The sequence below is a fragment of the Marinomonas sp. 5E14-1 genome (assembly GCF_039939215.1).
Taxonomy (GTDB): domain Bacteria; phylum Pseudomonadota; class Gammaproteobacteria; order Pseudomonadales; family Marinomonadaceae; genus Marinomonas.
Genome location: NZ_JBDXMW010000005.1, coordinates 1 through 13838 on the forward strand (window position 1 = coordinate 1; position 13838 = coordinate 13838).

Sequence of the window (13838 nt, forward strand, 5' to 3'; positions counted from 1 at the left end):
ATCAATCGGAATGAATTTACTTTGGCAGGATAAGTCAGGTTTATAATTAGCCATCACGTTCAACTGTAGCGAATAATAGTGATTAGATAACAGAGCATTAAAAAAGAACATAAAAATGTTCTTTTAGGAGAAATTCTACAGCCTCAACGCCGATGTTAATCGGAAAAAAATGGTGGGCTATTCTTGTGAGGAACGAACAAAATCCCACTGTTTTTTGTCCGAGTTGAACGCCTTGTTATATGGCATTTGATACACGAAACCACTTTGCCAACTCTTTAACTTTACTATCATTTAAAGCTAATTGTAATTCGTGTTCTCTTAATGATTTTAAAATAGAAACCAAATTTTTGGGGTGCTCTGTTGTTTGTGCGACAACTGCAAGTTGAAGGGCTAAACTGCAACATGATTCAAATGAGTAACTATCAGTTTGTTCACTTGCCAGTTCGAGTACTGGTAAAATAGAGTCAAAAGCATCGAGACTATCTATTTTTTCAACAACATCATCTCGCCATTGTGCAGCAGCCCACTCATCTAGAGATAAGTCATCTAAGGCTTTTGCTAAAGTAATTCTTAACTCATCGACTCGCAACATACTCTTGCCATATAACAGTTTATTCTGCCGCTTAAGCGGCTTTTTCAGACCTCTGAGATTAACACTTCCCTTTATAAGCTTTTCATACTCTCGCTCTAGAACAATCCTGTCAATTTTAATATCTATAAAAAACCGCACACGCCGTTTTCCTCTTGTTTCTGCTACGTCGATAGATCTTTATTTAGCTTTTCTCTAAAGAGAGTTTCCAAAGATGCCGTCCATTTCATGTGTTGTAGCACAAGCAATTAGGCTGAACTAGGGTGAAAGATACGGTAAATCGGGTCAAAGCTCTTTTTGATGTACGAGGAATGTGCACCGATTGTCACTCTGAAGCGCAACCTTTATTCCTCGGTTATAGGTTCGGCCATTTTTACTTTTTCTATCGCCAATAAACGCTTGTGTTGATTACACAAAAAGACAAACAAAACTGCTAATATAAAACATAAAACCAGTGTTAAAACCGCAAAGAAGTCCACTCTGTTTTCTAAAGACATTACCTTGTCATTCATGCTTTTATAATCTTCTAAATTGGCTTTAGATAGCTGAAGAATCGCTACACTACGCTCCAATTCAAACATCGTCTGCTCTATGGCTTTCTCTTCTGGTGCGGCTACTAGCGTCATAGCAAAAACGCTAATACATAAACTCAATACCCATCTGCGTAACATGACACTCCCCTTTCATTAAGCGATTGGCTTAATCTTAAACAATTTATCAATAATAGAGAGGAAGTTTACAAAGCCCTCCATGAGACACTAAATAGTTCTGACCCTCCTTTAAGAGTGTTTCAGGACTCGGCACATAGTCACTTCTGTTTAGTATTGCTTTTCATTAGCAAGCTACTGAATCAGCTGATGAGCCAGTGCGTATTTTACTAAACCTGCTGAAGTATGAATATCCAGCTTATTCTTAATATTTTGCCGATGGGTTTCTACGGTTCTGACGCTAATATCCAACACTTGCGCTATCTCTTTATTCGATAAACCTGTGGCCACTTCCACCAACACAGCGGTTTCGCGCTTTGTTAATTCTTCGTGTTTTTGCTCTAAGGAGGTTTGTGCAAACAAGGCATCTGAAGCACCAGAGCTAAAATAAGTTCCACCTTGATGAACCGTATTAATGGCTTGAACCAACTCTTCAGACGAAACGTCTTTTAGCACATAACCATTCGCTCCAGATTGAATTAACGACATGATGTATTCCTTGTCGTTGTGCATACTGAGCATCAGAATTTTGATGTCTGGCTGCTCGGCTTTGAAGCGTTTCGTCGCTTCTAAACCGTTCAACACTGGCATAGAAACGTCCATTAATACTAAGTCTGGCTTCAGCTCTTTGGCTTTATCTAGCGCTTCTAAACCATTCGCTGCCGTTCCAATAACTTGTATGTTTCCTTCTAATTCTAGGCGAGCTTGAAGGCCATCCAAAACTAAAGTGTGGTCGTCTACTAGCAATACTCGTAATAAAGAAGGCAAGGCTGTCATATTCTTAATTCGCTCTAATATCTTATATAAAAACTACACAGGGAAAGCGGCATAGACCCAGGCACCCTGACCCTTTTGAGAGGCTATATGGAAATCACCACCGATCAATTCCAAACGCTCTCGCATATTAATAAAGCCAATTCCCGGCTCTGGGTTATCCGAAATTCCTTTGCCATTATCTCGGCATTCAAACTCAATTTTCTGACTCTTCTGTCGTATTACGAGCCTTACAAAACTCGCTTCTGCGTGTTTTTCAATGTTGGTTAAGGCTTCTTGAGTGAGTCGATAAATGCTGATTTCCACTTCATCTGACATCTCTCTCGTTACTTCAAAGTGATAATCCACATCAATTTCTGTACGCTCAGAAAATTGGTCAATCAAGGAGCGTATCGCCGTATCTAATCCTAAATCATCCAGCAAAGTAGGACGCAAGTTATGCGAGATCTGCCTGACTTCATTAATGGTCTGGCTGATCAAATCACTGGCTTTTAATAGCTCTTCTTGAACAATTTCATGGCTATCGTTACGACGCAACTTGTTACCCGCTAACTCTATACGAAACTTACAACTTACAAGCGATTGGTTAATGCCATCGTGAAGTTCTCTTGAGAAGCCTCGGCGCTCGTTTACTTGCAATCGCATAAAGCGTTGAGCAACCGCATTCAAGCGCGTGTCTGCCAACTTGTGCTCGTGCAAGTTAATCACCACACCCAATAAAATCACCAAGAGAACAGTAATAACCGCGACGACAATGACAACGAAAAAACTCCCTTGAATATTACGGTTCATGGTCGCTTCTGTTTTTGCTAGCTCATCGTAAATATCGTCTAAATACAGACCCGTGCCCATCATCCAATTCCATCGGTCGATGGCTATGGCATAACTGAGCTTATCTTCTAATCTCATCAATGGCGGTTTCTCCCAAACATAGCGATGGAAGCCACCACCTGCTTGAGCGGCATTGATCAAACCTTGAATCAAATAGTTACCAGAACGATCTTGGAACGCCCATAAATCTTTACCGACAAAATCTGGTTGCGTAGGATGCACAAGGTTGACGCCCGACATTTCATAAACAAAGAAGTAACCATCATCCTCATATCGCAAATCTGAAAGTATCCGTTTTACTTCTTCCTGTGCCGTCACATCATCCATCTGATCGTTTTCTAAAACTGGCGTAATAGCGGACAAGGCAATATTTACGTGATTTTTAAGGGCTTTTTCTTTCGCATTGACTAGATTGTATTCATAAATTGCCAACTCTTCTGCTGCAAGATCTTGGGCAGATTGTAGGCTCAGATAGATAATAATGGCTGTCGCAAGAATCAGCGGCGCAACAGCTAATAGGATGATTTTACTTTTTAAGCCCACTCGGCAAGACCTGTTTTCTAGAATGTAAGAAGCGTAATGGGTCACTTTAACCTGAAAACGCACAAAAACAAAAAAGCGAGCTCAAAGCTCGCTTCCTTTTAACTTTGCATTTTGTGAGTAAGACCAATCTACTCACAAAATGTTTAACCTTCCATAAACACTTTAACCCATACCGTACCATGCAGGGAAAATCATAATGCTGGCAAGTACAAGTATTTGGATAATGATAAAAGGCATTACCCCTTTATAAATGTCCGTTGTACGAACCGAGCTTGGCGCCACCCCTTTGAGATAAAAGAGGCTGAATCCAAAAGGCGGCGTTAGGAAGGATGTTTGTAGGTTCATCGCAATCAAGATAGCAAACCACACCATGTTGATGCCCAAGGCTTCAGCTACTGGCGCTAGAATTGGTACTATAATGAACGCAATTTCAACGAAGTCGATGAAGAAGCCCAAGATCAAAATCGCGATCATGGCTAGAATGATAAAGCCCCATTTTTCGCCAGGTAAGCTCAACAATGCTTCTTCTACAATGTAATCGCCACCCGTGTAACTAAAGGCCATAGAGAAGGCTGTCGCACCCATCAAAATCGCGAAGACCATCGCGGTTACTTTAACAGCTTCTAAACCACTGTCGTAAAGCATTTTCCAGCTAAACTGGCCGTAGATTAGTGCCAAAATAATCGCACCAACGCCACCTAGTGCAGAAGATTCTGTTGGTGTCGCAATACCAGTAAAAATAGAACCCAATACGATTAGAACCAAAGCCAATGGAGGGATAATGGCTTTCAATGCGCTAATGATTTGCTCTTGACGAGTCTCGCCACTTTCATCCTGAGGCATAGCTGGCGCCATTTCAGGGTTCATGAAAGTCACAATTAAAATATAAACAATGTAGCTACCGATCAGAACCATACCAGGCACAAGTGCCGCTTGGAAAAGGTCGCCGACTGGAATACCCAACACATCACCTAGGATGATCAGGATAATAGATGGCGGGATAATTTGTCCCAGTGTACCTGACGCACAAATAGTGCCGCAGGCCAAAGACTTGTCATAGTTGTATTTCAACATAACAGGCAAAGAGATAAGCCCCATTGCCACAACACTCGCACCAACAACACCGGTTGATGCCGCTAATAAAGCGCCAACTAGAATAGTTGAAATTGCCAAACCACCACGAACACCACCAAACAATTTACCCATGGCTTCAAGCAACTGCTCCGCCAATCGGGTTTTCTGCAATACGATGCCCATGAAAATAAACAGAGGAACTGCCATCATGACGGTGTTTTCCATATAACTTTGTATACGGAACGGCATAAAAGCAAACATATCAAAACCTTCGGCAAATACACCGAAGATCAACGCAATACCGCCAAAAGTAAAGGCGACAGGGAAGCCCAGTAACAACATTACTAGAGCAACAAAAAACATGATAATGCCAATCATAAATGACCTACTAGCTTAAAATAATGACTTGGATTAGTGTTGGATAGGCGGATGAGAAAAACCTTCTTCACTCACACCACGGATCGCATTAATAGAGCGAATCATCATTCCTAAACCACTGATTGCCATAGAGAAAAAGGCAAAAGGAATCACCGCTTTAATAATCCAACGATAAGGCAAACCACCAGGATCGCCACTTGTTTCACCTAAAAGGTAAGCTTCTTGGGCAAAACCGACACCGTAGTAGCCAACTAGTAAGGTAAAAGGTATCAAAAGAAACACACAACCGAGTAAATCAATCCACGCTTTGCCTTTAAGTGGCAAGTTCTCGTATATCAAATCCACGCGTACATGCCCGCCATGTTGTAATCCGTAAGGAATACCTAGCAAGAAAATCGCCGCATATAAGTGCCACTCTAGTTCCTGCATTGCAATAGACACATCGTTAAAAACATAGCGCATCAACACGTCATAAAACACGTTGAATAACAGGCCAATGAATAAAACTGTGGAGACAACACCGAGTAGATTTGAGAAACGAGTAATACCTCGTTCTAGGCTCACTAAAAACATAACAAACTCCTAGAAATAAAAAAGGGTGAGAGCACATTTGTCCATGCTCTCACCCTGTAGAGGTCTTATTTCGCTAGATTATCAACACTATCAAGGTAAGCACGGTCGGAGATGTTTGTCCAAACACGTACTTGTTTCATGTAGTTCGCTTGAGAATCAAGGATTTCTTTCGCTAACGGATCCGCTGCTGCTTTCTCATCAAGTAGTTCTTGGTTTGCTTCTTCCATAGCAACCAATACGTCATGCGGGAAAGTTTTCACTTGAACATTTGGGTATTCCGTTTTCATTGTCGCCCAGTTTTTCGCACTCTCGTGGTAAGACTGGATGTACATATCGTAAGAAGCTAGCTTCATAGAAACACGTAGAATTTCGCGAAGATCTTCAGGTAGTTTTTTCCAAGTACGTTCGTTAACTAGGAACTGAAGTTCAGTCGCTGGCTCATGCCAACCTGTGTAGTAGTAAGGTGCGATTTTGTGGAAGCCCATACGTAAATCAAGTGATGGTCCAACCCACTCTAGTGCATCGATAGTACGACGTTCAAGGGCTGTGTAAAGCTCACCAGATGCGATGTTTGTTGGCTTAGCGCCCAATTTCGCCATTACTTCACCAGCGAAACCTGGAATACGCATTTTCAGACCTTGAAGATCTTCAAGAGAGTTGATTTCTTTTTGGAACCAACCGCCCATCTGATTACCCGTGTTACCACCAGGGAAAGATAATAGACCGAAAGGCTTATACACTTTTTCCATCAATTCCATGCCGTTACCTTCATAGAACCAACCATATTGTTCTGGTGTCGTCATACCGAATGGCATTGTTGTGAAATAAAGTGTGTTTGGCACCTTGCCTTTCCAATAATAGGAAGCAGAGTGACCCATGTCGTATTGACCAGAACGAACCATATCAAATACACCAAGTGGCGCTTTGTGTTTGTTCGCTGAATCAATGGTGATTTTTAGACGTCCGTTAGACATTTTTTCAGCGATGCTTGCCATGTTACGTGGCGCATCACCAAAGATAGGGAAGTTAGAAGACCAAGTTTCGGCCATCTTTAGTTTGTACACTCGGTCTGCTGAAAAAGCAGGCAGAGAGAAAGCGCTAATAGTAACGGCCGCGGCAGTAACAAGAGTTGTGATTTTTAAGGATTTCATTGTTTTTATCATCCTGCTGTCATGTGAAGAAACCTAATGACACCCACTTATGCGAGACTAGAAAGCGGCTTTGATAAACGTTTGTTCATTCAAGCCCAAGTAGCAAACATACATCGATACGCAAAGGTTTCGTTTATTATTGTTTTACATAATTGTGCAGGGCAGATAATTGCGTGAATAGAAAATGTAAACAATTCGTATGAATACCGAACTGGATTGGAAAACACGTAGACAAAACTAAGTAGTAATACTGATTTTTTGTTTTCTATAAACTCGCTACTTTCACAGCCATTTTGACAAATAAGGCTCTATCGCTTCCGCCCAAACCCTGTATTGACTTGCATTAGGGTGGAGAAAGTCATTCATCACATTGCTAGTCAGACAACCCTTTTCATCTACAAAGTGATGATTAATGTCGAGAAAAAATACGCGCTGATTATCCGCAAAATACCGAATTTTCTGATTAATAGTGTCATTTAAAACTCGTAATTTTTGTGTCGACTTCGCACTTCGGGGAAAAATAGCCAACAATAAAATTTTCGTTTCCGGCAATTTATTCGATAGAACAGAGAGAATCTGCTTGATGCCTGCAACCGTATCTTCCGGTGAATCCTGTCGATGACCTGTATTATTGGTGCCAATCAGCAAAACCAACAACTTAGGCTTAAGGCCATCCACTTCGCCATGCTCTAATCGCCACAAAACATTTTCTGTACGGTCGCCATTAAAGCCAAGGTTTAACGCATAACGTGGTGCGTAATACTCATCCCAAACTTCTGCGCCTTCTTTCTCCCAGGCTTGCGTGATGGAATCCCCTAAAAATACCAAATCCACACGAGACATAGATTTTTTGAGAGCCAGCTTCTCTTCATGACGAGGCATCCACCAAACGGTTTCTTGCGGCATTGGGTTTAACGCTAAAGCAGAACTCAAAGAAACCTCACTCATTAATTCACCCTCTTCATAATTTATTGGAACCGATCCTTGTTTTTGAAATCAGATATAAAAACCACCACGGAGCCGTTAGATGAAAACCTTACTTCGCGCCAGTTTAGCATTAATGCCACTTTTGATATTTCAGGTACACACCATTCAAGCCCAAGAATGGCATAGTGGTACAAAGCAAACTCAACTCGTCGAGCTTTATACTTCAGAAGGTTGCAGCAGTTGTCCACCAGCGGATAAATGGCTCTCTACATTAAAAGATCACCCAGCTCTTTTTGATGGTTTAGTCCCTGTTGCATTCCACGTAGATTATTGGAATTACATTGGTTGGGAAGACCCCTTCGCATCACCCGTTCATACACAACGCCAACAAACTTACGCTCGTGTTGGACACATTAGCCAAATGTATACACCAGGATTTGTTATTGATAATAAAGAATGGCGCGCTTGGTTTCGAGGACAAAAGACACTTCCTGCATCCAATAAAACCTCAGGTGAATTAAGTGTCGTCTTAAATGACAACAACATCTTGGACGTGAACTATAGCCAAAACCAAGACATGGAACTGCACGTCACTTACCTTGGAATGGGGTTGTCTACGAATGTAAAAGCAGGAGAAAACCGAAATCGCCAGCTGCACCATGACTTCGTCGCTCTGAACTACTTAACGCTTCCTGGCACTCAAAGCTGGAAATTACTCCTACCGAGCATTCCAGAAAAAGGCCAAGAAAAAACCGCTTTAGCAGTTTGGGTGTCAGACAGAAACACAAAAGAAGTGCTACAAGCCGTGGGTGGCTATTTGAATTAAGCCTTCGCAGACATATCGTTTTTACGAAAGGCCTTTATCTAAAGCATGCGTTCTAGGAGTCAGGTTCTAGCTCACTGCCACTCAGGCGAACTAGAACGCAGTTTCTTTGCTGGCGTCATCCAATTAAGATTCACGCCTTCAATTTCATAAGGCAAAGGCAACCTAAGTACTGGCCCCCAATCGGTTTGTTCATTAGTGCAATAATCAGAATAAACGCCAGCACCATTTTTATGAGGCTTCCCTTCAAGCGTGGCAATATGATCAATGTCAGCTTCCAATAAAATCTGAGCCTGTCTCGCCAACGATAAATGGGCCGAAGCCACTCCGCCGCCAGCATGTTGAAGGCGTAACGCTTGCATCACAGTAGCCGCGGTGAGGTACCCAGTGGAATGATCAAGTGCTTGATAAGGCAATGCGGTCACAATGCCCGAATTTTCCACCGCCAAACCACTGCTGCGCTGAACCAAACTGTCAAAGCCTCTTCGATTTTGCCACGGGCCTGTTGAACCATAGGCATTTACTCCAACAGAAATCAGAGCAGGATTCAGTTCAGATAAACGTGATTTTGTTAAACCAAGGCGCGACAAAGCGTCTTTACGGTATCCATGCACCAAAACATGGGCCGACTTAATCAACTCAATCAGCTTTGATAGATCTTCAGCCTCACGTAAGTCCAAACCCGCGCAGTTTTTCCCCACAGCCATATCAATTGTGTTACCGCCTTCATCCCAATGTGGCGGGTCGATTCGCAACACATCAGCCCCAAGATTGGCAAGAAATCGTGTCGCCACAGGGCCAGCAATAACACGAGTCAAATCTAGTACGCGCAAGCCCGATAAAGGGCGCTCCGGAGAGTGAAGCTTCCAATGATGAGAGGAAGATTGAGCAATTTCCCAATTCACAATGGGCTCTTGAGCAACCGCGGTGCCTTGCGGGTGCAACTGCCATTCTTGTCGATTACGTAAAACCGCAGCACAACCACCGGCATTTACGATCGCATTCTCAAGTTCTGTACTATTCCAGTTAGCAATCACCTCTGCCGCTTCTTCAGGTGTCGATACATCACCAAGCACGGACAAAGCACAATCACGATGATGGCTGGCATTTGTGTGTAATCGAATCCAACCATCACAGGCTTGATAGTCTTTTGCAAACTCGTCCCACTCAGACGGCAAACGCCAACCCGTCGGCATCACACTGCTCACACACCACCTATCAACTAAAGTGCGATCTATTTTCGCACTAGGTCGTATGCCAAAGTAATCCTGTATAAACATCTGAGCCGATGACACAGCCGCACGCACTGAAGCGCTTGCCAACTCATTGACGCCATGAAGAGGCTCTTCTGCACCAACAGACATAGATTGTTCAACACCTGAAACGTCAGTCTCACTGCAAACCGCTTGCATCATACTCTTATACATTTTTATTCATCCTGTAAAAACGCATCCGTGAAATAACGAATTAACCATATCTCACCAACAGAAAACTAGAAACTTTTATCAGCCTGATATGAATTGTTGAACCTTGAACAATTAACACAACACACTTTCACATCTAATACTTCAGCTATATAAAAATCATCAAGATATGTTAAGGCTAAACAAAAAATCCATTAAAAATGAGTGTGTTTTTAAGAATAGTTATTTACAAAAATCGAATTTACGGCATTCCTTACATCACTAAATTCCCCTTTTTCTTTACAAGATTCTTTACCGCTTTTAAACATGGCTACCCTTCAAATCCAATAACCTACCCTCCGCTGTGCTTGTTGCATAACACCTCACTCTATAGATTAAAACGTAATGAAAATTGCTCCTGGAGGAGTTATGGAGACATTATACTATTTGTCTATTCGAGCAAGCAGACTACTGTTGGTCTTTATTGGTCTATCGATCATTATTTTTGTGATTGCTCGATTAGTTCCCGGTGACCCAGCACGAATCAGTCTCGGCCCGCTAGCAACGCAAGAACAGGTAACCGAACTACGAGAAAAAATGGGCTTAGATAAGCCACTCGTGAGTCAATACGGTCAATATGTTTACAACCTATTCCAAGGCGATATGGGGGAATCAACGCTCACTAATCGACCTGTACTGACGGATTTGCAGCAAGCGTTACCCGCCACTTTAGAATTAGTCATTGTCGCCGTTATGTTTACCGCGATTATTGGCCTACCTCTTGGTTTATTTGCCGCTTATCGCCCTAATGGCTGGCTCGATCAAGTCACGAGGGTAACCTCACTTGTTGGTGTGGTAACGCCGTCTTTCTTACTCGCCATCATCTTGCAATTAATGGCCAGTATGAATTGGTTCGACTTACCTGTGACTGAGCGTATTTCCAGTAATCTCGATGCTATGCCCTCTTACACTGGCTTATTATTGATCGATTCACTGATCAATGTTCGCTTCGATGTTTTTATCGACAGCTTCCAACATCTGTTATTACCGGCCTTCGCTTTATCAGCAGCGGGCATTGCTCAAGTTATGCGAATTACACGTTCTTCAATGATTGAATTCAGTCATCGTGATCATGTGGATACGCTCAGAGCCTGCGGCGTACCACAAAAACTCATCCACTTTAAATACTTACTGAGACTCAGCACAGCGGCTCCATTAACTATTTTAGGGCTTGAGTTTGCTTCCCTTATTGGCAACGCCTTCGTGGTTGAAATGGTGTTCTCATGGCCAGGCGTTGCAAGCTATGGAGTACGTTCTATTCTCCACAAAGACTTCAACGCAGTTGTTGGGGTGGTTCTTATTTCAGGTGTTTTCTTTATCGTCGCGAACCTAGTGATTGATTTCATTATCGGCTTAATTGACCCACGCATCACACAAAAAGGGAAATAATCAGCATGAATAACAACGAACCTCGACTACCGAACGGGCTAGATGAATTCTCGATGACGACGGCAAGTAAGCAGTATTCAAATATTGGGCGAGCTTGGTATCGATTCTCACGAAATTACGCTGCGGTTATCGGTCTGATTATTGTTTGCAGCGTCATATTGATGGCTATTTTTGCTCCCTTAATCGCACCAAACCCAGAGCACGCTGGGTCATTTGTCAATTTTAGAGCCAGACACTTAGCGCCAAGCTGGGAACACTGGATGGGAACGGACAATGTTGGGCGAGACATATTTAGCCGTGTCATTTTTGGCTACCAAGTGTCATTGGCCTTGGTCGTCGGTGTCCTATCACTTTCCGTTCCTATTGGCGTATTGCTTGGCATTGTTGCCGCCTACGCGGGTGGCTGGGTTGAACAAACTATCATGCGCTTCAACGATATGCTCTTAGCCGTACCCCCTTTAGCTTTGGCGCTTGCGATTACCTCAATACTAGAACCTAGCCTGATCAATGCCATGATTGCCATTTCATTTTTATGGTGGAACTGGCATTGCCGGCTTATTTATCAATTAGCTAAGAGCATTGTCACTGAAGATTTTGTCGAAGCCGCAAAACTATCAGGCGCTTCCCATTGGCATATTATTACAAAAGAAATTCTTCCTAATTGCGTGGCTGCCATCAGTGTAAAAACGACATTAGATGCGGGTTTTGTCATTCTTTTTGGCGCTACATTAAGCTTTCTTGGATTAGGCGTTCAACCGCCTACACCAGACCTTGGCACCATGGTGTCAACCGGCTCAAATTACCTACCTGAATACTGGTGGGAAGCCATCATGCCGGGCTTAGCCATTCTTTATATCATCTTAGGATTTAACCTGTTGGGCGATGGCCTACGTGACTTTTTTGATGTTGAGGTATAAAGCAATGACCGTCGAATCGAGCAATTTAGTAGAAATAAAAAACCTCAACCTTTCGTTTAAAGTTTATGGTGGCACCAAACAAGTTTTACACAACATTTCACTGAGCATCGCACCCGGAGAAAGAGTGGCGCTCATTGGTGAATCAGGGTCAGGGAAAACCGTGACCAGTAAGCTATTAATTAACACGCTTAACCCTGAACAAATTCAAATCGAAAGTGGCGATATTTTCATTCAAGGAAAGAGCGCCCTGACAATGAGCAAAGAGCAGCGGGAAGCGCTAAAAGGCTCCGTCATGTCGATGATTCAACAGGACCCTCAAACCTCTTTCAACCCTGTCTTTCGCATTGGCACTCACCTGCTAGACATCATGCATTCAGGCGACAAAAACTTAGGCATAAAGCAGTCTAAAACAGAGCAAAAAGAACGCATTTTTGAGGTTCTCAGAAAGGTAAAATTATTGGACCCTGAGCGCGTTTATAATGCCTACCCATGGCAATTATCAGGTGGCATGAGACAACGTGTTCTCATTGCCATGGCGTTGCTTCATCCAACTCGTCTATTGATCGCCGATGAGCCAGGTACGGCTTTGGATGTCACCACGCAAAATGAAATTATAAAGCTCATTAATCAACTCGTTCATGACGAACAGCTTTCCTTACTTATGGTGACTCATAATCTAGGTGTGGTGCGCAAAACGGCCGATCGAGTTTATGTCATGCAGCATGGGCGTATCGTTGAACACGGTACGGTCGATGATATTTTCGCCTCTCCTTCGCACCCTTATACCGCGCGATTATTCGACTCTGTACCCAAGCTTTTTCACTCAGAAGAATCCGTTGAAGATAAGCCAGAAACGCCAGTACTGGTGAGATTAATTGACGTCGAAAAACGCTTTGCCACAAAGAAAAATTGGAAAGGTAGCGTCATCAATGAGGTGTTAGCCGTAAAGCCAACTTCGTTGCAAATACACAAAGGGGAAACGTTTGGTATTGCGGGCGAATCCGGCTCTGGAAAAACCACTCTGGCTCGAATGATTATGGGCTTAAGTGAACTCACCAGTGGCAACATTACGATCGAGAACAAACATTTAGATGCTTGGCGATTAAACAATGAAAACCGCTACAGCATACAAATGGTTCATCAAAACCCAGCCGCTTCGATTAATCCAAGACGAACAATCGCACAAACACTCAACGTACCGTTAAAACACATCGCAAAAGTAACGAACCGAAAACAAGAAATACAACGTTTACTCAAGCTCGTTGAGCTGCCACCAGAATACGCGGATATGTACCCATCAAACTTATCAGGTGGGCAAAAGCAACGGGTAGCAATTGCGCGAGCATTAGCGGCCAATCCTAAGATATTAGTGTTAGACGAACCCACATCGGCGTTAGATGTTTCTGTCCAAAAAAGTGTGATTGAGCTGCTCGAAAAGCTCCAACGTCAGCTCGGCCTTACTTACATCTTTATCTCACACGATTTGAGTTTGATGAGAAATTTTTGCGATCGCGTTGCTGTGATGTTTCGTGGCGAGCTTTTAGAAACAGGAACAACGCAAGACATATTTAATAAGCCTACTCAGCGATACACAAAAGCTTTAATTCGAGCCATACCTGTGATCAGTGATGAAGAAGAAAGGCATAAACCTAAGATCAGTGACGAAGATGCCTTACAAGTACTTCAACAAAAATATTAA

The 13838-nt window shown here is 42.8% G+C and carries 13 protein-coding genes; 4 read left to right on the forward strand and 9 right to left on the reverse strand.

The annotated features are described in order from the left end of the window. Positions 1–235: 235 nt before the first annotated feature. From ABFY09_RS05565 to ABFY09_RS05600, 8 genes are all read right to left on the reverse strand, one after another. Entirely contained in the window at positions 236–730 is a 495-nt protein-coding gene (locus ABFY09_RS05565) for a hypothetical protein (RefSeq protein WP_347983308.1), read from the reverse strand. A 203-nt stretch (positions 731–933) separates the two neighbouring features. Next, positions 934–1260, reverse strand: a complete 327-nt coding sequence (locus tag ABFY09_RS05570; RefSeq protein ID WP_347983309.1) for a hypothetical protein — start codon at positions 1258–1260, stop codon at positions 934–936. Positions 1261–1431: 171 nt separating this feature from the next. Next, the gene (locus tag ABFY09_RS05575; RefSeq protein WP_347983310.1) at positions 1432–2073 is read right to left on the reverse strand and encodes a response regulator transcription factor; all 642 of its coding nucleotides are present in this window, start codon (positions 2071–2073) and stop codon (positions 1432–1434) included. Positions 2074–2106: 33 nt separating this feature from the next. Then, complete coding sequence (locus ABFY09_RS05580; protein WP_347983311.1) at positions 2107–3444, reverse strand: cache domain-containing protein; 1338 nt, start codon at positions 3442–3444, stop codon at positions 2107–2109. Positions 3445–3606: 162 nt separating this feature from the next. Further along, a complete protein-coding gene (locus ABFY09_RS05585) occupies positions 3607–4896 on the reverse strand; it encodes a TRAP transporter large permease subunit (protein ID WP_347983312.1) in 1290 nt (429 codons plus the stop codon). 33 nt (positions 4897–4929) lie between these two features. Beyond that, a complete protein-coding gene (locus ABFY09_RS05590) occupies positions 4930–5469 on the reverse strand; it encodes a TRAP transporter small permease subunit (protein ID WP_347983313.1) in 540 nt (179 codons plus the stop codon). A gap of 65 nt (positions 5470–5534) precedes the next feature. Further along, a complete protein-coding gene (locus ABFY09_RS05595) occupies positions 5535–6620 on the reverse strand; it encodes a TRAP transporter substrate-binding protein (RefSeq protein WP_347983314.1) in 1086 nt (361 codons plus the stop codon). A gap of 282 nt (positions 6621–6902) precedes the next feature. Then, positions 6903–7568, reverse strand: a complete 666-nt coding sequence (locus ABFY09_RS05600; RefSeq protein WP_347983315.1) for a platelet-activating factor acetylhydrolase IB subunit — start codon at positions 7566–7568, stop codon at positions 6903–6905. Positions 7569–7647: 79 nt separating this feature from the next. On the opposite strand from ABFY09_RS05600, the gene ABFY09_RS05605 reads away from it, so the two are divergent. Further along, entirely contained in the window at positions 7648–8373 is a 726-nt protein-coding gene (locus ABFY09_RS05605) for a DUF1223 domain-containing protein (RefSeq protein WP_347983316.1), read from the forward strand. 71 nt (positions 8374–8444) lie between these two features. Here the strand turns inward: ABFY09_RS05605 and ABFY09_RS05610 are convergent, their stop codons facing one another. Then, positions 8445–9797, reverse strand: a complete 1353-nt coding sequence (locus ABFY09_RS05610) for a CoA transferase (RefSeq protein ID WP_347983317.1) — start codon at positions 9795–9797, stop codon at positions 8445–8447. A gap of 405 nt (positions 9798–10202) precedes the next feature. Here ABFY09_RS05610 and ABFY09_RS05615 point away from each other — a divergent pair, with 405 nt between their 5' ends. The 3 genes from ABFY09_RS05615 to ABFY09_RS05625 are packed head-to-tail and all read left to right on the forward strand — an operon-like array spanning position 10203 to position 13838. Next, entirely contained in the window at positions 10203–11222 is a 1020-nt protein-coding gene (locus ABFY09_RS05615) for an ABC transporter permease (protein ID WP_347983318.1), read from the forward strand. 5 nt (positions 11223–11227) lie between these two features. After that, on the forward strand, positions 11228–12139 hold the full coding sequence (locus tag ABFY09_RS05620) for an ABC transporter permease (RefSeq protein ID WP_347983319.1): 912 nt from the start codon (positions 11228–11230) through the stop codon (positions 12137–12139). A gap of 4 nt (positions 12140–12143) precedes the next feature. Next, positions 12144–13838, forward strand: a complete 1695-nt coding sequence (locus ABFY09_RS05625) for an ABC transporter ATP-binding protein (RefSeq protein WP_347983320.1) — start codon at positions 12144–12146, stop codon at positions 13836–13838.